This window comes from Pusillimonas noertemannii, from assembly GCF_003096595.1.
GTDB lineage: Bacteria > Pseudomonadota > Gammaproteobacteria > Burkholderiales > Burkholderiaceae_B > Pusillimonas > Pusillimonas noertemannii.
In genome coordinates this window covers 1,295,476-1,313,776 of the sequence record NZ_QEKO01000001.1, presented here as the reverse complement: position 1 = coordinate 1,313,776, position 18,301 = coordinate 1,295,476, and the positions used below count along the sequence as shown (strand labels likewise).

The following is an 18,301-nucleotide window of genomic DNA, read 5'->3' as shown; positions in this document are numbered from 1 at the left end:
CAATATGCACATCATTGCTCCTGCACTGCCATGGAAAACAAGACCGCACGCCTTACCGTCCTGATCGATCCGCGCAAGAAAAAAGCGTTCGAACAGCTCTGTGCAAGCCAGGACCTGACCACTTCGCAAGTGGTCCGCCAGCTGATACGCGACTACCTGGGGCAGCACGGCGTCAGCTACGGCGCCCAGGGCGCCCTGGACAACCCGAAACTCAAGCGCCCCGCTCCTCGATAAGCAGGCCCACGGCCCGCTCCAGCGAGGCGCTGGGGTCCGCGCCTTGGGTCTTCTCGGTCAGGCCCATGCGCTGCAGCTTGCGCCTGACTCTCTCGTTGGCCTCGGCCAGCACCACCCTTCCTTCCTTGGCGCGCTGGGCATCGACCAGGTTTTCCAGCGTGCGCAGGCCGGTGGCGTCGATGAAGGGCACCCGCCCCAGCCTGATCACCAACACGGCCGGGACGCCGCCCGTATCCGACAAGGCCTGCTCGAAGGCTTCGACGGCGCCATAGAACAGCGGGCCGTCGATCTGGTAGATCATGATGTCGTCGGGCAGCCGCGCAAGGCCATGCGCCTGCAGCAAGCCGGCAAGCTCCTGCTCCAGCGACGAGCCGTTTTGCCGCGATACCGCCACGCTGCCCGCCATGCGCCGCAGGAAGTGCAGCATGGCCAGCACCACGCCGATATTGACCGCCACGACCAGGTCGGCAAACACGGTCAGCCCAAAGGTAACCAGCAGGATCACCACGTCGGCGCGCGGGGCGCGCCGCAGCAGGCGCAGGAAATGCCTGGCCTCGCTCATGTTCCAGGCCACCACGAAAAGAATCGCCGCCAGCGCCGCCAGGGGCACGTTGGCCGCATAGGGCGCCAGCGCCAGAATGATGAGCACGAGCGTGATGCAATGCGCCACCCCCGCGATGGGGCTGTTGCCGCCGTTGCGGATATTGGTGGCGGTGCGCGCAATGGCGCCCGTGGCGGCGATGCCGCCGAAAAGCGGCGCGGCCATATTGGCAATGCCCTGGCCGACCAGCTCTTGGTTGGAATTGTGCCGCGTGCCGGCCATGCCGTCGGCCACCACCGCCGACAATAGGGATTCAATCGCCCCCAGCATGGCGATGGCAAAGGCCGGCCCGATGAGCTCTACCACGCGGTCGGGCGTAACGGGCAGCCACTGCATGCGCGGCAGCTCGCGGGGAATTTCGCCGAAGGTCGAGCCGATGGTGGCCACGCCCTCGAACTGGAACAGGGCTTGCAGGATGGTGGCAAGCACCAGTGCAACCAGCGGCCCCGGCACGCGGCGCATGCCGGGCAGGCGCGACGAGAACAGCACCAGCAGCAGCGACAGCACGGCCATGGCCGTCGTGGCCAGGTGCAGCGAGGGAAGCGCCTGGATGAGAGTCCAGAGCTTCTGGTGGAAATGGCCGACGGGCGTCGCCGCCAGCCCGAAGAAATCCTTCCATTGCCCCACCCAGATGATGACGCCGATGCCGCTGGTAAAGCCGATGATCACCGGACGCGGGATGAACTTGATGACCCCGCCCAGCCTGGCCAGGCCGAACAGAAGCAGGATGACGCCCGCCATGAAAGTGGCGATCTGCAGGCCCTGCACGCCATGCTGGGCCACGATGCCAGAAAGGATGACGATGAAGGCGCCCGTGGGTCCGGCGATCTGCACTCGGCTGCCGCCCAGCAGTGAAACCGCCAGGCCGGCGACGATGGCCGTATAAAGGCCCTGTTCGGGCTTGACCCCCGAGGCGATGGCAAAGGCCATGGCCAGGGGCAGCGCCACCACGCCCACAATGACCCCGGCCACGATGTTGGCCGTCCAGTGCCTTGCGCCCAGCAAGCCCGCGCGATGCGCTTCCAGAAGAGCAATCATGATGTCCGTCGAGTTCCATACGATGTGCTGATGATTATAATATGGCGCACATGTCTGGCCTTCCCCTAAAAATAACTACAATAACGGCTGCATTCATTTTCTGAGATCATCGTGAGAAAAGTCGTACGGGGCAAGCTCCACGGCATCCGGGTCACCGGCGCCGACCTCAACTACCATGGTTCCATCACGCTGGACCCCGACCACTGCGAAGCCGCGGGCATCCTGCCCATGGAGTTCGTCGACATCTGGAACAAGGCCTCGGGCGCCCGCATCAGCACCTACGTCATCTACGGCGAGCGCGGCTCGCGCTGCTGCATCCTGAACGGCGCGGCGGCCCGCACCTGCCAGCGCGGCGACGAAGTCATCATCTGCAATTCGGTCTATGTCACCGAAGCCGAACTCGAGCAGGTCAAGCCCGTCATCCTGACCTTCCACGACGACAACCGCATCCACGAGCACCTGGGCTACGAAGTCTCGCGCGACGACCAGGGCCGCCTGGCCTTCAACATCGTCAAGTTCGACTAGGCTCTTCCATACCGCCCCCTGCACCGACCCATGGCCTTCCAACGGCAAACTCGGTACAATCGGCGCTGATTCATCCAAGCATTCGCTAGGGGTGCCGCGTTTCACCGCGGCTGAGACAGTCCCTTTGAACCTGTGAGATCATCCTCGCGCAGGAAAGCGACCATGCACGCCGAAGCACCGCGCCTGCGCGCACCCGCTTCTTGCCATGCCTGCCGCTCCTGCCTTTACCGACGGCAACGACATGACAACAAGCTCTTCCTCCACATCCGGCAATCACGCCCTTACCCCCATTTCGGCACACGAGCGCGTGTTCGGCTGGCACGAGCATGCTTCGCTGTGGTTCAGCCTGGGCGTCGGCCTGCTGGTCATGCAGGTGGGCGCCTACCTGGTGCCGGCCACCGGCCTGCGCGAAGCGGTGTTCGCCATCGTGCTGGGCTCCATGCTCGGCGCGGCGCTGCTGGCCTGGGTAGCCAAGCTGGGCTGCGACAGCGGCCTGTCCAGCGCCGGGCTCATGCATCGCAGCTACGGCAGCCTGTTCGCCCGGCTGCCCGTCTTCCTGAACATCATCCAGCTGCTGGGCTGGACGACCTTCGAGCTGGTGATCATGCGCGAAAGCACGGCCGCCATCGCACGCGAGGCATTCGGCCTTGACCTGGGCCGCAGCGCCGCCATCGTACTGCCCACACTGCTGTGGGGCGGGGTGCTGATCGCCCTGCTTTCGGGTTCGATGGTGGGCCTGGTGCGGCGCTTTGTCGCCCGCTTCGGCCTGCCCCTGGTCGTGCTGTCGCTGATCTGGCTCACCTGGCAGTTTGCCGGGCAGCTTCGGGCAAGCGGCCTGGCCGAACTCTGGAACCGGCCCGGCGACGGAAGCATGGGCATGTTCTCGGCGCTGGACCTGGTCATCGCCATGCCGGTTTCCTGGCTGCCCCTGGTGGCCGACTACGCCCGCCACGGCCGCAGCAGCCGCGGTGCGCTGGGCGGTGTCTGGCTGGGCTATGCCGTGGCCAATATCTGGTGCTATGGCCTTGGGGTAATGATCGTAAGCGCGGTGGAACCCGAGACCGGGCTGGTCAGCGCCCTGCTGCTGGCGCAAGGCGGCCTGATCGCGCTGGGCCTGATCATGATCGACGAACTGGACAACGCCTATGGCGACATCTATTCGGGATCGGTCTCGGCCCACAGCCTGAAACCAAAATGGAGCATCAAGCGCTGGGGTATTGCGCTGGCGGCGCTGAGCATCTGCCTGGCCATGGTACTGCCCATGCATAGCCTCGAGCCCTTCCTGCTGACGCTCAGCTCGGTATTCGTGCCGCTGTATGGCGTGATTCTGGGCCGTCTGTCGCTGGGCGGCAATATCGATGCCCCGCAACGCCGCGTCGACGCCGCAAGCGCCGCGCTGTGGCTGCTGGGCATTGCCTTCTATCACGGCCTGGCGCAGTGGGCGCCCGGCTTCGGCTCGGCCCTGCCCACCCTTGCGCTGACCTTCGTACTGGCCCTGGCGACCCGCCGCACGGGAAGCCTGCGCTCGGCCTCAGCGTAAAGCGCCCACGTCGCCAGGCTGTACGTCGCCCTTCTGCCCGCCCCAGCGGGTGCGCAGATGATTGGCCAGCCGGGCGATCTGCTCGTCGGTCAGTTCGTCTGCGAAGCCCGGCATGGACTGGCGGTCGCCCTCGGGAAACGAGCGCGCCTCGAGGCCGTGCAATATGACATGGACGAGATTGTGCGCATCGGCATTGCGCACCGTGCTATTGCCCTTGAGCGCCACGGTGGCGCCCGGCTTGCCCTCGCCGTTCACCGCATGGCAGCCGGCGCATACGGCCAGATAGACCGACCTGCCGGTTGTCAGCCCCGCCTGGGCTTCCTCTTGCTCTTGGGGCGGCTCGGGCAAGGCCTGCGGCGGCTGCGGCTGATCGCCCGTAAGGTAGGCCACCATCGCCTGATTGTCTTCCTGGCTGAGATGGCGCGTGCTGAAATGGAAGGCCTCGTACATGTCGCCATAGGCCGAGCCCAGCGGCGAAAGACCCAATGCCAGAAAGCGCTGCAGATGTTCGGGTGTCCAGCCCCGGCGCGCCAGGCCTTCGGGAGTGATGTCGGGCGAATTCAGCTCTCCCAACTCCCCGCCCTCGAAAGTGGAGCCCAGCTTCAGTTGGCCGAACACGCCGCGCGGGGTGTGGCATTCGGTGCAATGCCCCAGGGAATTGGTCAGGTAGCGCCCGCGCAGCCACTGCTGCGACTCGCCCTGTGAAACATCGGGCAGTTCGTCCTTCAGGAAGAGCGGGTTCCAGCCCCGCATGAGAAAGCGCATGTTGAACGGAAAGGGAACTTCAGTGGGCTTGTCGGGCACGGCGATGGGCGGCACGGTGCGCAGGTAGGCGTAAAGGGCGTCGCTGTCTTCGCGCGAGATGCCGCGATAGGTGGTGTAGGGCATGGCGGGATAAAGCGGGTGCTCGGGCGCCAGCCCGTCGTGCAGGGCGCGGTAGAAGTCGGCCGATGTCCACTCGCCTATGCCGTGCTGTTTGTCGGGGGTGATGTTGGTGCCGTAGATGGTGCCGAAGGGTGTTTCTATCGGCACGCCCCCCGCATATAGCGGGCCGTCCTTGGTGGTATGGCAGGCCATGCAGTCGCCCGCCTGGGCCAGGTACTTGCCGCGGGCCAACAGCTGCGCGTCGTTGCCCTCGGGGCCGTCGACGTCACTGGTTTCGTAATGCGGGTCGAGCAGGCCCGACAGCAGCACCACGGCCCCTGCGCCCAGCACGATGACGACAGCCAGCAAGATGCCCCAGCCGCGTTTGCGCGTTCTAGCTCGCATCGGCGTTCTCCCAGGTCAGGCCCGGCGTCGCAAGAATAAGGTCGCGGACCGCCATGTGGTAGCGCACATAGCCGGTACATCGGCAGATATGCTCGTTCAGCGATTCAGTGACAACTTGCTCGACCCGGTTGCGTTCGATCGGTTCGCGCTTCAAGCGCTCGACCAGTACGGTGGCCGCATTGACGAAACCCGGCGTGCAATAGCCGCACTGGAAACTGTAGTGCTCGAGAAAGGCCTGCTGTACGGGCGATGGCGTCGCGGCGCCCGCTCCGCCGGCTTCTTCGGCATGCCCCTCTACTGTGCGGATGCTGCGGTCGGCGAAAAACCCCACGCCGGTAATGCAGCTGCGCACCGTGGTGCTGCTGCCGTCTTCTTTGTCGAGAATGACCGCGCAGGCATGGCACACGCCCTGCCCGCAGCCCAGCTTGGTGCCGGTAAGGTTGGCGTACTCGTGCAGGAAGTCGATCATCATCAGGCCTTCGGGCACCTCGATCGGACCGACCTTGCTGCCGTTGATGGTAAGGCTGATAGGTATGGTGCGCAGGGTCATTCCATGGCCTCCTGTATCTGCTCCGCCGTGACAGGCAGCGAATAGAAACGCAATCCCGAGGCGTGGGCGATTCCGTTCACAATGGCGCCCACAATGGGAATCATCACCACTTCGGCCATGCCTTTGGGCGGATCGGTGTCGGAAAGCGGCGGTAGGACCTCGGCCGTCTGCGTCCACAAGGCCACTTCAGTGGCGCGCGGCAGATGATAGCGATTGAAGTTCCAGCTGCCGTTGCCCGGGCCGTCTTCATACAGCGGCAGGTGCTCGTACAGGGCATGGCCGATGCCCATGGCGATGCCGCCTTCGATCTGGCCCGACACAAGCTGCGGCGAAAGCAGGTTGCCGCACTCGATGATCGAATGATGGTTGAGCAGTTCGACCTTGCCGCTGCCCCGATCGACCGAGACTTCGGCCAGGGTGGCCATGGCCGTGTAATAGGTGACAGAGGCGTTGTTGCGCTGGACGGGCGGGTAATACACCTTGCTGCGTGGAATCACCTGGTACGAAAGCCCGGTGCGCGAACTGGTCGCGATCAGGGGATCTACCCCGGTGTTGCTTACGTAGGGCAGGCCCAGCTGGCCGGGCGGGTTCGGCGACGTGGGGGTTTCATCGCCCTCTTTGGCCATGGAGCCGCTGTCATTTCCGCCAGCCGCGTCCGCACCGCCTTGTCCCGTCATCTGGCGCGTGTTGGGGCTTTGCTCGCCTGCTCCGGCGCCTGCGCCGCCCCCCTGGGCGCCAGGCCTGGCCGCCGAAGCCCCCGCGCCCGGCTCTGGCGCTTGCCCATACGCCAGGGCCAGCGCGTCGAGCGGCAGCCGCTCGGCGGCGTCGCCGATGGGAAAATCGGCCTCGGCCCACTGCCAGCGGTTGAAGGCGTGGACCACGGCGCCGACCACCAGCCCCATTTCGTGGGCCCGGGCGGCAAGCTGCGCCAAAGCAAGGGGCTGCATGCCGGCCGCGGTAAGGCGCCCCGCCGTCCAGCGGGCGTCTTCCCGCCGCAGCACATAGGGCGCCGCCTGGCCCGAGCCGATGCCTTCGCTCCAGATCGACACGGCGGCGGGCCACAGCCCATGCGTGAATATCAGGCGACAGGCCTCGCGCGTGGTGTGGGTGTAGTAGTAGGCCGAATTCGAAGCGCTGGCCGGGGAAGCATAAGCGGGCGTCCAGGCCGGGTCGGCGGCCAGGCGGTCCTGGTCTTCCTGGCTCATGGTGTAGGGATCGCCGCTGGAATGGATGGGCAGGTCGGGCCAGTCGGTCAGCGCAAAGCCCACGTCGGTAGCCGGCGAACCCAGCCACTGCGCACAGGCCAGGGCCTGCGAAGTGACGGTGCCGGTGCCTATCTCGGTGCCCGTATGGCGCAGCAGCACCTTGCCTTCCGGCGTGATTTCGACCTTGGCAATGGAAGACTCGGCTCCGGTGCCGAAGTCTTTCTGCACACAGGCAAAGCCCACCCCATACAGGCGCCCCGGATGTTGCGCCTCGTAGTCCTGCTTGCGCCGCTGCCGCTCTTGCCAGATGGGATGCTGCCTGGCCTTTTCCATGACCTCGTCCGCCCGGAGCGCCCCGGCGGGAATGGCGCCCTGCGTATTCTTCATGCCGGTCTTGAACGCATTGCGCAGGCGAAACTCGATGGGATCGAAACCCAGCTTGACCGCCGCCTCGTCGACCAGCATTTCCGTGGCGGCCATGGACTGCAGCGTGCCATAGCCCCGCGCCGAACCGGCATCGATGGCGCGCGACGCGTCGGCGCGCGCGGTAAGGTCGGACTGGGGAATGTAATAGACCGACTGCGCCGCCGTGGCGCCCACCATGACGACCGAAGGCGAGAAATTGCAGCGGCCGCCACCGTCGGCCGTCATGTCGGCGACAAACGACTGGATCTTGCCGGTGCTTCGATCAATGCCTATGCGATAGTCGATATGAAAGGCGTGGCGCTTGAGCGAAGTCTGGAACTGTTCGTAGCGGTCGTTGGCGATGCGCACGGGACGGCCCTGGCCATACAGCGCACAGACCAGGCCATAGAAAGGCATGTTGAAATGATCTTTAGAGCCGTAGCCCACGGTGTAGCAGGGATGCAGTATCAGCGTGTCGGCCTGGAACACAGACTTGGCCAGCATGGATGCGGCCGTGGCGGCCACTTCGCTGGGCGACTGCGTGGGCACGACCATGTGCATTACGCGCGATTTTTCATCGAACCAGCAATTGGCGCTGTCCAATTCCATCGCGGCCGTATCGATCGATTGGGTCTGGTAGCTGCGGTTCAGCACCAGCCAGTCTTCGGGCGGATCTTCCAGCCTGGCCCTTATCTGTTTTGCATGGAACATGCCTTCTTCGCCCAGCTCGCCATGCGCCTTGCCGTCGGGCCATACCGGAAGCCGCTTGCGCATCTGGCTGGGAAACACCGGCGCGTCCTTGAGGCTTGAGAACACGTCTTCGTCGAAGGGCGTTTCGCCACCCACCCGGACGAAGCGAAACGTGCCCCAGGGGTCGCGCTGCAGGGGTCCCGTATGTTCCCCATAACGCAGCACGTCGTTCTGGAACTTCAGGGCGTCCTTGGCCATGCGAAAGCGCGCGAAGTCGTGGAATATCAGTATGGCCACCGCGTGCCCCAGGTAGGCGGGCGTCTTTCCCTCGGGCAGCAGCATGTCTTCGCCGTAGTATTCGGTGAAGGCCACGCCGTCGCGCTCAAGATCGGCGGCGGTGACGATGCGGTCGGGCTTCAGGTCGGGCTCGAGGCGCGAAAGATCAAAGCCCTGGTACAGGGCGTCGGCCCGGGTGGCGCGCAGTATGAGGGCGTGGCTTTGATGCTGCGGCCAGTGCGGCAGGTCGCGGGCGCGCACATCGAGCGCGAATATCTTGCCGCCCCGCACCTTGGCCGGCCCATCGACACGAAACGAAGCCAGGCCCGTGTGTTCGTCCCAGGGCACTGGCCTCAAGAGCTCTTGTTCAAACAGGGCCGCATAGGCGCTGCTGCCGAACGGCGCAATATAGGCCGTAAGACCAGCGATACTGCTTGCCTTCAGAAAGCGGCGGCGGGACGGATCAGGTTTGGCCATGCAGTCTTCCCGGTGTCGATATGAATGCGGCGGCGCCATGCCTGCCGCCGCACTCATCAGCAAGGAGCAGGCCCGCCGGCACTGACGGAAAACTTAAACCCGGCATTGGCCGGAGAGCCCGTTTCGTAGGAACGTCTGGCCAGCATACACCCGCGGTAGGGGCGCGTGCTGACATGGAACTTAAGCGGCCGCCCAAAAACGCGGCATGCTTCGCCTATGCTACCAGCCGACAGTTGTGATGCACAGCGCCGGCAGAAATTACCTGCGTGCCTCTACGTCATGCGTGCATCGTTACGAGCCTCGATGCAGCAACACAGCTCAGCCGGCGAAACCGCCGCCGTCCAGGTACGCCTGTTCCTCCGGCGTCGTCTCGCGCGCCAGGCTCGCATTGCGATGCGGGAAGCGGCCGAAGCGCTTGACGATGTCCAGGTGTTCGATTCCCCAAGACAATGAATCAGCGGCATGTTCGCGATACATCCGCAGCGACAGTTCCTGGTCGGCCAGGTTCTCGGAGTGGGTGAAGGGCAGGAAGGCAAACACCCGCAAGGGCGGGTCGAGCTTCATGATGAAGCCCGCATCGAGCAGCCTTTGCGCATAGAGTTTGGCCAGCGGGTCAGTGGCAAACATGTGCCCGGTGCCGCGAAAGGCATTGCGCGGCAGCTGGTCCAGCAAGATCACCAGTGCCAGCGCGGATTCGGGCTGTTGGCACCACGCTTCGAGTTCGCGCCGCGCCGCCGCAAAATGCAGTTCGCCGAAGCGCTTGAGAAATTCCTTGTCGAACTCGGTGTCTTTGGCAAACCACTTGGCCGGCCCCGCTTGCCGCCAGAACTCAATGACCTCTTGCGCTTGAGGGAAACGGGTTTCAGAACGGGCGGCATCCATGGCGGGCTCCTGAAGTCAGTAAAAAGAACATCGCCAGCATAGCAGTGCCGCCGCGGCCGCGCACTCCCTGGGAATAGTTGCCGGCTTGCCTCCGGTCGGCGAGGCCCTGGCAAGCCTAGTCGGCCCGGCCCGGTCCGGGCCGGCGGCATCTTCAAATGACAATGGCCTGCAAGCATTTGCTTGCAGGCCATTGTCATTGCTCTTTTGAAACAGCCTTGCGATGGTCTTCTTGCATGGCCCGCAACGCAGGCCGGTCCATCACCCTGGCTGCCGGACCGGGGCGTGCACCCCGGCCCTTGCACCATCAGAAGCGGGCGCGCAGATACAGCTGACCGCTGTGGTCGGTGTTGTCGTTGCCGTACTGGCCGCTGTAGCCCAGGCCCATGGCCGTGTTGCGGCCCACCGACATCTCCACGCCCAGGTCGAACACCGCCGCGTTCTTGGCAATGGGCGCACCGGCCACATTGAACGCCGCACCACCGCCCTGCACGAACGACATACTACGGCCCGGGTCGACATCACCCGAGGCATGGCGCCAGCCCAGCCCGGCAAACAGGTGCGCCGGGTTCGAACCCACGTTCAGCGCCGTCTTGCCCCGCAGGCCCAGCGTGAAGGTCGTGACGTCGTCCTTCTGGCTGTCGGCGCTCAGCGCCGCCGCACCGCCCTCTTCGGTAAAGCCGCGTGCCTTCTGGCTCAGCCAGGCCAGGCCCACATAGGGCTCGACCACACTGCGCTCGCCCACCGGCATCGCATAGCCCAACTCGGTAAAGAGCTGCGTGGTATGCGCGCTGTAGTCGGCCTTGAGCGTCTGGTTGCCGCCCACGTTCACGCTGCGGCGCGTGTCGATGCTGTGGTGGCTGTAGGCTGCGCCGGCCAGGAAGTTCACCTTGCCGTTGCCCTGATCCCAGCTGTTGCCGCCGTACAGCGCGGCCGTGAACGTGCCCACGTCCGAGCGCGAGTCGCGGTCATCGACCTTGACCCGGCCGTCGGTGTAGCCCAGGGCGCCGCCCACGCGCCAGCCCGAGCCCACACCGACGTCGCCGCCGATGAACAGGCCTGCCGTGTTGGTCTTGACCTTGGCCGCGTTGCCGTCGCTATCGAGCGTGTTCCAGTTGCCCACCACCTGGGCCCACAGCGGGTAGGCCGTCGAGGTCGGCATGGAGCCGGCCACCGCGCCACCGGCCTGGGCCGTGGGTGCGCCCGGCTGCATGCCCGCGCCCAGGTTGCCGCGCATGCGGGCGCTGAGCGTGCGCGAGACCAGGTTGCTGGTTTGCAGCAAGGCCGCCTGCGTGCTGCCGTGCAGTTCGCCCGACAGCTGGTTCAGCGCGTCCTTGCGGGCGTCGGGCTGCATCAGCAACGTGGCATCGGCCGAGGCGTTATCACCCGCCACCGACAATACGCCGTCCAGCGTGGCGATCTGGTTAGCCGAATAGCCAGTGCGGTCGATGGCCGCGGTGTTCACCGACAGGCTTACCTTGACGTCTTGCGCACCGTACTTCACCGGGTCGAGCTTGACCAGCGTGCCGGCAAAGGTGTCACCCAGTTGCTCGCTGTCGAAGGTGTTCACCACATTGCCGGCTTCGGTCCGGATAATGGTGTAGTCGTGGTCAAGGCGATAGCCTTCGTACTGGTCGACCTTGAGCGACGAACCGGCAAGGTCGGCATCGCCGTTGCGCACCACCAGCAAGTCGGCCTGGCCGTTGCCGTCGACTTCGAACTCGAACACCGAGCCCGAGACCGAGCCCAGCGTATCGACCGAGATCGTGCCGATGGAGTTACCCGGAGCGATGAAGGAATTACTGCTGCTCAACTGGCCCGCAATATTCAGGTTGCCGCCCAGCGTCGAGCCGCCAGCCACCCCGGTGTTGCCCTGCACGTTGATGGGGTTGCTGCCGGTGCCGCCGGAAATGCTCGAACCGTTCTGCAGGTTCAGCGCACCGACGATATTGGTGCTGGCGCCGATGAAGCTGAAGCTGCTGCCGTCGCCTTGAACCGGGCCGTCGATGGTGGTGTTGCCGTTGAAGGCAAAGCTGCTGCCCACGCCGTTCAGCGCAAAGCCGCCCTGCTGTTCCGTGCCCTGGCCCTGGATGTGGACGTCGTTGTTGAAGGTGGTGGTCGACTGCGGCATGCCGAACACGCCGCCCGCGATGGTGGTGGGCGAGCCCGAGAACGTAAAGCTGGAGCCCAGCGTCGAGGACACGCTGCCCGCAATGCTGGGCACGTTCTGGAACGACACGTTGGATTCGTCGGGCGCCGTCACGTTGCCGGCCTGGCTGCCCGTAACGGTGTCGCCCGACTGAGCCACCTTGGTCTTGTCGTCCATCATCACGCCGACCCAGGACGAAGTGCTGTCCACCTCGATATGGGTGTTCGCCGAGGAGCTCAGCTTGCCTGCGCCGTCATAGTTCTCCACGTTGCCGATGGCGACCGTGCCGTCGCGCAGGTAGACGGTGATCTCACCGTTCTCGCCGCCTTCGGCGCGTGTCACGTGCAGGAACTGGCTGTTGTTCAGCGTAAAGTCGGAGCCCTTGAGGTCGACCGTCTGCTCGAAGTCGCTCTCCAGCCCAGCGGCACCTTCGTCCGTTCCGAAGTACGAACGGATGGAGGGGCCGTTTGCCTGGACTGTAACGCCATCGAGGTCGATGTCGGCATCGTTCACCAGTTGCAGGCCGGCGCTGTTTTCACCGGTGGCGGTGATGGAGCCGTCCTTCATGGCAATGGTGCTGTCGCCGTTGTAGGCGACAAGGCCGGCGGCATCGTTGCCGGAGACGTTGATGTGGACGTTGGTGAGCTCGACGCCTGCGGGCGCGTAGCCTACTGGTCCCATAGCCATAGGCATGATTTTGAGCAGAACAGGATCCGACACCAACACAGCGGCCCCCACGCCATCCGCCCCGTCGCCGGTGGTGGTAATGGTAGTGTCGGTGAGCGTGATCAGCCCTCCGTTGACCGCCAAGGCGCCCCGAGCCTCTTCGCCGTTGGTCGTGATGGAGCCGCCGGTGAAGCTAAGCGTGCTGCCGCTTTGCCACTCAAGTCCTTCCGCATTCGCTCCATAAGCAGTAACGCCATGCGCTTCCTCACCGGAGGTCTGCACGGTGACGTCGTTCGCTGTGATGGTCGACGCGGTGTTAAGTCTGTTTCCTTCAGCGCCATCGTTCTCCGCACGCAGGCCTTCGGCATACTGCCCCTTGGTGGTGACAGTGGTGCCCGTGATGGTGGCGGAGCTCTTGTTCTTGGCCAATACACCATAGTTGCCCACATCAACCTGGTGGCCGTTGATCTCATTTTCTTCGGCACCCAGACCATTGGTCGTGATAGAACCACCCTTGATGTCGAGCACACCTTCCTTATAGGCAAAAGCGCCGAAGCCCCAAGTGCCTTCGGTTGTGATGTGGGCGTTCTCCGTGGCAATTTCACCCGAGTTTTGGGCCGAAAGGCCATACGACTCAAAACCCTGAGTAGTAATGTCGCCATCTTTGATGGTTACTTTGGGCTTCGTCGACAAATCTGAGTCGCCCCATGCGTGCACGGCATGCGAATGATCACCTTGGGTGCCAATATTAGTCTTGTCGGTAGTAACCTTAGCATCCGACATGGCGAGAATGCCGCGCGTGTAGGCATCGCCTTCGGCGGTCGCCTTGATGGAGCCGTCCTTGACGGTAACCACAGCGGAATTCGAGGCGCGCAAGGCGGCAATAGGCCCACCCGAAACACCCGTTCCGTCAGTGACAATATGGGTATCAGTGAAGTCGGCAGAAGAACCGTCGACGACTACACCATGATGCTGCTGAGACTTCAAGGAGGAACTCTTCACCACCAGATCACTGCCATGCATGACGCGGGCGGCGGCATTATGTGCCAGAACCTCGCCATTGGTGAAGATGATGTCGCCGGGGGTTAAATCGCCCCCTACCCCATCCTGGTCGCCTGCCATCAGGCCCACGCCTTGTTGGGATTCGACGCTATAACGATCCAGCGTAATAGACCCGCGAACCGTATTTCCACCATTGCCGCTGATGGCCCGTGCGCCCGCTGCGCCGACACCCTTCGCCACTATGGTACTCAGGTCTTCTGCACCCTGCAGATTGACCTGGCCGCCGCGATCAACTTCTACCCCTGAGCCGTAATCCCCATTGGTCATTACGTCTACATTGCGTCCCGAGATGGAGGTTCCCTTCTGGGCCAGGATGCCCACGGCATAAGCAGCAGACTTGGTGGTGACTGTGGAGTCGTTAATCTTGATATGGCTGAGGGGCAGCGAACCATTGGATTGGTGGCTTTGCACACCGTGCCCCGAACCGCCATCCGTTGTGATCGTGACTTCTTCAAGCGTAATGTTGGCGCCGTTGTCTGCCAGTACGCCCCTTGCCTTGCCCTCTCCATCGATCTTCGAACCTTCTACGGTGAAAACCGCTTCATTCGACCCATGTACCGCGGCCCGGACGCCACTGGAGCTTTCTAGGAAATAGCGCTCATCAGCGTACGGACCGTCTGTACATTCACTCGCGTTACCGCAATCTAGCGGCTGATCAACCGGTGTCGAGTCCGCATTAGCAACCCCATAAACCCCCATCAAAGCCGCTGTCAGCGTGGTGACCCTGAGCAGCGAAACCTGCTTGTTCCAACTCTTCATCAAAAACTCCTGTCCAACTGTCGGTATTTTTCAAAAACAGCCGGGAAGAACAAGCTACGAATCCGCTCTTCCCAATCAAAAGCCAATGTATCGGGCCGTAACATTTAACCATGAAAGATGTAGGAAGAAACAAAGAAATGACAATTTAATTCAAGGGAAAACCCTAGTTCACCTCAAGGCAAGCACAACAAAAGGGCTCTCAAAAATCAAAAGCCTTGAGTGCAGCGCTAAAGCGGCGGGCCAATGCGCCGGAAAAAAAGCCGAGGCGGCTGAACTGCTTCCAATTCAGCCGCCTCGGCTTTGAAAAACAAGCTGCGACAGGCGCGCTATCGGCCCGCCTGCTTGGCGGTCAGGCCTCGCGCCACGCCCACGTTCTCTTTGGAAAAATCGGAAAGCCGGGTGCGCACCTCGTCTTCGGACACGCCGGTGGTTTCATGCGCAATCTTGCTCAGGCCAAGGATGAGATTGGCCTTGGCCTCTTCGCTGCGCCCTTCGATCATGTCGATGTCGAACAGAATGGCTGCCACGTCGAACTTGCCGCCGCAAAAATAGTGCCCCTGGGGCAGTTCGTACAGCTGGATGCGCACGGACGGCAACGTGGTGGACAGCGACTCGACGATGGTGTCGCTGGCGCGTTGCATCAGCTGCTTCTTTTGTTCGGCGGAAAGAGGCTGGGTAATGGTGATGTTTACGAATGGCATGAAGCACCTACATGAATAGTGAACGGAATTCGGCTCGAGGCGAAGGCCTACGCACCGGTAAGGCGGCGGGTCCAGTCTTCGACCGTCATGGACGACAGCCGCCTGGCCGCCAGCTCGCGCAGGCGGGGAGCCAGTTCGGCCAGCTCTGCCAACGCCGACAGCTCGTCTCCCTCGAGCCGTTCATGATACAGCGCGCGCAGCACGCGAGCCACAGTCCAGTCCGGCTGCGAACGCGTAATGCGCCGCAAGGGGTCGTCGGGCTGCACCCAGCCGGGCTGCAGCACGCGGTAATACCAGCCGGTGCGCCCGCTGGTCTGCACGCGCAGCGCCATGTCGGGCACATTGAAGCGATGGTTCAGCTTCCAGCACGGCTGGCGCGGCTGCGAAACCTGGATCACCGCATCGCCCAGCTCGAAGGTGTCGCCGATGGACACGGTTTCTTCGGTAAGGCCCAGGGTGGAAAGGTTCTCGCCGAATCCGCCTTCCTGAAGATTCTGCACCGGCATGTCCACCAGCTCTTCGGCCCATTTCGGGTAATGCTCGGCCGCGTAATGGTGAACGGCTTTTTCGGGCCCGCCATGATGCACGGCGTCACCCTGCTGGTCCTTGCGGAAGCGATGCTCTTCAAGATATTGCGCGCGGGAAACCGGCTGCTTGTCGATGGCCGTGGGCTGATCGCGTGGCCCGGCTACCGCAGAACCTACTCGCAACGACAATAATGACCAGGAGGGATTCATGATTTTTTATTAGGGAAAGCCGTACAAAGACGAGGCATGATAAAAGAAAATCAGGAAAAATGAAGTATTTTTATCTTCTAAAGCCTTATTTCGTCCTGAAGCCTCTCGGGGATTTGGTACGCTAATGGCCCATTCACCCGCCGCGACGCGGCCGCCCACTTCTTGAATGCACCCATGACCTATCTCTATCTCAAGCACCTTCACGTTACCGCGGCCGCCCTCAGCATCGTGTTCTTCATCATACGCGCCTGTTGGTCGGTGCAGGGTTCGCCGCGGCTGCAATCACGCTTTGTCCGCATCGCCCCCCACATCATCGACACCGTCTTGCTGCTTGCCGGCATTTACCTGGCCAGCGTGCTGGGCTGGCACCAGCCCTGGATAGCCGCCAAGATCGTGGGCCTGGTGCTGTACATAGTGGTCGGCACCATGGCCATCAAGCGCGGCAAGACCCCCGCCGGCCGCGCAGTGGCCGCCATTGTGGCGGTCATTATCTTCCTGTATATCGTGGGCGTGGCCATTACCAAGCAGCCCATGTCGTGGCTGGCCTAAACGGCCGTTACTCGTTGCCGCGCCCGCCGTGCAATGGCCGCGCGCGGCAACGGCAGCCGTTTCCCTTCTATCCTGCCTTCCTGAAAGTCAGGTTGATGCGGCAAGGGCCGAGCAGTGGATGCTCGGCCGGCTTCAAGGGCAGGACGCCATGGAATCGCATGCGGTCGTCGCCGCCCCATACAACGACATCGCCGTGAAACAGTGGCACGCGTTGCGCCTTGTCGCCGCGGCGAAAGCCGCCAAACAAAAATACGGCGGGAATGCCCAGCGAAACCGAGACGATAGGCGCGCCGCGGTCTTTTTCGTTTGAATCCTGATGCAGGCCCATTCTTGAACCGGGCGCATAGCGATTGACCAGACAGGCATCGGGCTCGAACGGCCCCAGGCCGGCCTTGTCCGCAGCGTGCCGCGCCAGGCGGCGGAACGCGTCGGGCATGACGGGCCAGGGCCTGCCGGTGTCTGGATCGATGGATGCATAGCGATAGCCGCGCCGATCGCTGACCCACCCCAGCTCGCCGCAGCTTGTCAGGGCAACCGACATGGTGTGTCCGCCCCGCGTCGTCATGTTCCGGAACGGAGACTCGCGCTCGAGGGCTTGCAAGGCAGGCATGAGGTCTTCGACCCAGGGCAGGGCCAGGCCGCGCAGCACCAAGGCATGCCGGCCCAATGCCACGGTGCCTTCAAGAGCCGGGGGATCGAAAAGTTCAAGATTCATGCTGCAAATTCATGCTGCACAGGCAAGGTGCGCATGCCAGAGCGGAGCGGAGGCCAGAGCGGGGCAACTGCGTGGCGAGCGGCGCGGCGCACAGGGGCCGAGTCTTGGCGCCCGAGCGTCCCGCCCATACCCCCTCTATGCGTCGCCCCAAACCTCTTGCGCGGTTTCAATGACCAGGCGCAGCTTGTTGCGCTGGTCTTCAAAGGCGATGTCGTTGCCATGCACAGTGCTTGAAAAGCCGCATTGCGGCGACAGCGCCAATTGCTCGAGCGGTACGTACTTTGCCGCTTCGTCGATGCGGCGCTTGAGGTCGTCTTTCGATTCCATGGCGCCGAACTTGGTCGTGACCAGGCCAAGCACCACCAGCTTGCCCTTGGGCAAGAAGCGCAACGGACGGAAATCGCCGCTGCGCTCATCGTCGTATTCAAGGAAGTAGGTATCGACATGCATTTCGGAAAGCAATGCTTCGGCCACCGGCTCGTAATTGCCCGAGGCCGCATGGGTGCTTTTGAAGTTGCCGCGGCACAGGTGTATGCCCAGCGTCATGCCCTCGGGCCGCTGCGCAACCACGCGATTGATGAAGCTGGCATAGCGGTGCGGCAGCTCGTTGGGGTCGTCGCCCCGGTTGCGCGCCGCTTCGCGCATGTTTTCATCGCACAGATACGCCAGGTTGGTGTCGTCCATCTGAACATAGGTGCAGCCGGCCGCCGCCAGCGAGCGCAGCTCGTCGCCATAGGCGTCGGCCACGTCCTGGTAGAAAACCGGATCGAGCTCGGGGTAGTGTTCTTTGCTGATGCCGCCGCGTCCGCCGCGGAAATGCAGCATGGTGGGCGAAGGAATGCACACCTTGGGCGTGTGGCCCTTTGAAACCTGCGACTTCAGGTATTCAAAATCGGCTTTTTGAATATCCTTTACGTGCCGCACCTTGTCGACCACGCGTATGGTGGGCGGCGCCAGTTCCATCGTGCCGTCGGGCTTCTGGAAGGCGAAGGGCTCGTCGCTTTGCACGCCCCCGATCTGCTTCAGGAAGTCGACATGGAAGAAAGTGCGGCGAAACTCGCCGTCGGTAATGGTTTTAAGGCCCACGTCTTCCTGGAACTTGACGATCTCGGCAATGGCCTTGTCTTCGACTTCGCGCAACTGCGCGGCGTTGATCTCGCCCTTGGCGAACTGGGCTCGCGCATCCAGCAAATACTTTGGGCGCAGAAAGCTGCCGACCTGGTCGGCGCGATATATTTGAGGTGTGGTCATGGCGGTAGTGACAAGAAAAGGTG

General features: G+C 63.2%; 15 protein-coding genes and 1 riboswitch. Of the genes, 5 read left to right on the top strand and 10 right to left on the bottom strand.

Features of this window, described 5'->3' with window-relative positions:
• The first annotated feature begins 30 nt into the window (after positions 1–30).
• Positions 31–234, top strand: coding sequence for a ribbon-helix-helix protein, CopG family (locus C7440_RS06325; RefSeq protein ID WP_017525346.1), 204 nt, complete (start codon positions 31–33; stop codon positions 232–234).
• Here the strand turns inward: C7440_RS06325 and C7440_RS06320 are convergent.
• Positions 212–1,873 carry a SulP family inorganic anion transporter gene (locus C7440_RS06320; RefSeq protein WP_116517819.1) on the bottom strand — a complete coding sequence of 554 codons (1,662 nt, stop codon included), beginning with the start codon at positions 1,871–1,873 and terminating at the stop codon, positions 212–214. The genes C7440_RS06325 and C7440_RS06320 overlap by 23 nt on opposite strands.
• A 111-nt stretch (positions 1,874–1,984) precedes the next feature.
• Here C7440_RS06320 and panD point away from each other — a divergent pair, with 111 nt between their 5' ends.
• On the top strand, positions 1,985–2,398 hold the full coding sequence (gene panD / locus C7440_RS06315) for an aspartate 1-decarboxylase (RefSeq protein ID WP_017525348.1): 414 nt from the start codon (positions 1,985–1,987) through the stop codon (positions 2,396–2,398).
• A 77-nt stretch (positions 2,399–2,475) separates the two neighbouring features.
• Positions 2,476–2,570, top strand: a riboswitch (TPP riboswitch).
• Between the two features lie 69 nt (positions 2,571–2,639).
• Positions 2,640–3,938 carry a purine-cytosine permease family protein gene (locus tag C7440_RS06310; protein ID WP_116517984.1) on the top strand — a complete coding sequence of 433 codons (1,299 nt, stop codon included), beginning with the start codon at positions 2,640–2,642 and terminating at the stop codon, positions 3,936–3,938.
• On the opposite strand, the gene C7440_RS06305 is transcribed toward C7440_RS06310, so the two are convergent.
• The 5 genes from C7440_RS06305 to C7440_RS06285 form a co-directional block, all read right to left on the bottom strand.
• Positions 3,930–5,207: a c-type cytochrome gene (locus C7440_RS06305; protein WP_243410832.1), complete on the bottom strand. Its 1,278-nt coding sequence runs from the start codon at positions 5,205–5,207 to the stop codon at positions 3,930–3,932. The genes C7440_RS06310 and C7440_RS06305 overlap by 9 nt on opposite strands.
• Positions 5,197–5,757, bottom strand: coding sequence for a (2Fe-2S)-binding protein (locus tag C7440_RS06300; protein WP_116517818.1), 561 nt, complete (start codon positions 5,755–5,757; stop codon positions 5,197–5,199). The genes C7440_RS06305 and C7440_RS06300 overlap by 11 nt, the downstream gene beginning before the upstream one ends.
• Positions 5,754–8,810 (bottom strand): xanthine dehydrogenase family protein molybdopterin-binding subunit, encoded by a 3,057-nt coding sequence (locus tag C7440_RS06295; protein WP_116517817.1) that lies wholly within the window; start codon positions 8,808–8,810, stop codon positions 5,754–5,756. The genes C7440_RS06300 and C7440_RS06295 overlap by 4 nt, the downstream gene beginning before the upstream one ends.
• Before the next feature lie 318 nt (positions 8,811–9,128).
• Positions 9,129–9,692 carry a DUF924 family protein gene (locus tag C7440_RS06290; protein ID WP_116517816.1) on the bottom strand — a complete coding sequence of 188 codons (564 nt, stop codon included), beginning with the start codon at positions 9,690–9,692 and terminating at the stop codon, positions 9,129–9,131.
• Positions 9,693–9,996: 304 nt separating this feature from the next.
• Positions 9,997–14,325: an autotransporter family protein gene (locus tag C7440_RS06285; RefSeq protein ID WP_116517815.1), complete on the bottom strand. Its 4,329-nt coding sequence runs from the start codon at positions 14,323–14,325 to the stop codon at positions 9,997–9,999.
• On the opposite strand from C7440_RS06285, the gene C7440_RS19725 reads away from it, so the two are divergent.
• Entirely contained in the window at positions 14,309–14,629 is a 321-nt protein-coding gene (locus C7440_RS19725) for a hypothetical protein (protein WP_133244271.1), read from the top strand. The two genes, C7440_RS06285 and C7440_RS19725, sit on opposite strands and share 17 nt — an antisense overlap.
• A gap of 22 nt (positions 14,630–14,651) precedes the next feature.
• On the opposite strand, the gene C7440_RS06280 is transcribed toward C7440_RS19725, so the two are convergent.
• Positions 14,652–15,026, bottom strand: a complete 375-nt coding sequence (locus tag C7440_RS06280; protein WP_116517814.1) for a tautomerase family protein — start codon at positions 15,024–15,026, stop codon at positions 14,652–14,654.
• Between the two features lie 47 nt (positions 15,027–15,073).
• A complete protein-coding gene (locus C7440_RS06275; RefSeq protein WP_165832460.1) occupies positions 15,074–15,763 on the bottom strand; it encodes an MOSC domain-containing protein in 690 nt (229 codons plus the stop codon).
• Positions 15,764–15,937: 174 nt separating this feature from the next.
• On the opposite strand from C7440_RS06275, the gene C7440_RS06270 reads away from it, so the two are divergent.
• Positions 15,938–16,312 carry a SirB2 family protein gene (locus tag C7440_RS06270; RefSeq protein WP_116517812.1) on the top strand — a complete coding sequence of 125 codons (375 nt, stop codon included), beginning with the start codon at positions 15,938–15,940 and terminating at the stop codon, positions 16,310–16,312.
• 67 nt (positions 16,313–16,379) lie between these two features.
• Here C7440_RS06270 and alkB read toward each other — a convergent pair whose 3' ends face one another.
• The gene (gene alkB, locus C7440_RS06265) at positions 16,380–17,027 is read right to left on the bottom strand and encodes a DNA oxidative demethylase AlkB (RefSeq protein WP_116517811.1); all 648 of its coding nucleotides are present in this window, start codon (positions 17,025–17,027) and stop codon (positions 16,380–16,382) included.
• A gap of 135 nt (positions 17,028–17,162) precedes the next feature.
• Entirely contained in the window at positions 17,163–18,278 is a 1,116-nt protein-coding gene (locus tag C7440_RS06260) for a 5-methyltetrahydropteroyltriglutamate--homocysteine S-methyltransferase (protein ID WP_116517810.1), read from the bottom strand.
• Positions 18,279–18,301: the final 23 nt, after the last annotated feature.

What these genes read in the sequence shown, in the direction of transcription:
- C7440_RS06325 (WP_017525346.1), top strand. Translation starts at nt 31, where the DNA reads ATGGAAAACAAGACCGCACGCCTTACCGTCCTGATCGATCCGCGCAAG.
- C7440_RS06320 (WP_116517819.1), bottom strand. Translation starts at nt 1,873, where the DNA reads ATGATTGCTCTTCTGGAAGCGCATCGCGCGGGCTTGCTGGGCGCAAGG.
- C7440_RS06310 (WP_116517984.1), top strand. Translation starts at nt 2,640, where the DNA reads ATGACAACAAGCTCTTCCTCCACATCCGGCAATCACGCCCTTACCCCC.
- C7440_RS06305 (WP_243410832.1), bottom strand. Translation starts at nt 5,207, where the DNA reads ATGCGAGCTAGAACGCGCAAACGCGGCTGGGGCATCTTGCTGGCTGTC.
- C7440_RS06300 (WP_116517818.1), bottom strand. Translation starts at nt 5,757, where the DNA reads ATGACCCTGCGCACCATACCTATCAGCCTTACCATCAACGGCAGCAAG.
- C7440_RS06295 (WP_116517817.1), bottom strand. Translation starts at nt 8,810, where the DNA reads ATGGCCAAACCTGATCCGTCCCGCCGCCGCTTTCTGAAGGCAAGCAGT.
- C7440_RS06290 (WP_116517816.1), bottom strand. Translation starts at nt 9,692, where the DNA reads ATGGATGCCGCCCGTTCTGAAACCCGTTTCCCTCAAGCGCAAGAGGTC.
- C7440_RS06285 (WP_116517815.1), bottom strand. Translation starts at nt 14,325, where the DNA reads ATGAAGAGTTGGAACAAGCAGGTTTCGCTGCTCAGGGTCACCACGCTG.
- C7440_RS06280 (WP_116517814.1), bottom strand. Translation starts at nt 15,026, where the DNA reads ATGCCATTCGTAAACATCACCATTACCCAGCCTCTTTCCGCCGAACAA.
- C7440_RS06275 (WP_165832460.1), bottom strand. Translation starts at nt 15,763, where the DNA reads ATGAATCCCTCCTGGTCATTATTGTCGTTGCGAGTAGGTTCTGCGGTA.
- C7440_RS06270 (WP_116517812.1), top strand. Translation starts at nt 15,938, where the DNA reads ATGACCTATCTCTATCTCAAGCACCTTCACGTTACCGCGGCCGCCCTC.
- alkB (WP_116517811.1), bottom strand. Translation starts at nt 17,027, where the DNA reads ATGAATCTTGAACTTTTCGATCCCCCGGCTCTTGAAGGCACCGTGGCA.
- C7440_RS06260 (WP_116517810.1), bottom strand. Translation starts at nt 18,278, where the DNA reads ATGACCACACCTCAAATATATCGCGCCGACCAGGTCGGCAGCTTTCTG.